Below are 268 nucleotides of genomic sequence, written 5' to 3'. Positions count from 1 at the left end.
GATGTGCGGCGAAGTGGGTTCTGCGAAGGTGTAAGGATTTACTGTTGCGTAATCCAGCTGCAGGCTGCTGTTGCGCTGTAACGCCAGCGCGTCGCTATTGCGTAAACCTTCCGGGGTCTTTTCGCTGCCAGAGGCGACCGGTTTATAACCTGCCGTCCGGTAGCCTGCTGCCTTTGCGGCTTGTAAAAGTGCACAACTGGCGACAGTTTTCCCCACTTCGGTATCCGTTCCGGTGACAAAATAACGTTTACTCACGAGCAATCACTCC

The 268-nt window shown here is 54.5% G+C and carries 1 protein-coding gene; it reads right to left on the bottom strand.

All coding sequences use genetic code 11. The annotated features are described in order from the left end of the window. The coding region (bioD, locus tag SB660_RS20960; protein WP_410584297.1) for a dethiobiotin synthase at positions 1 to 255 on the bottom strand (255 nt) is incomplete at its 3' end. Positions 256 to 268 lie beyond the last annotated feature (13 nt).

It is taken from the genome of Bacillus sp. SIMBA_005 (genome assembly GCF_046535585.1).
GTDB classification, from domain to species: domain Bacteria; phylum Bacillota; class Bacilli; order Bacillales; family Bacillaceae; genus Bacillus; species Bacillus pumilus.
This window is presented reverse-complemented; position numbering and strand designations above follow the sequence as displayed.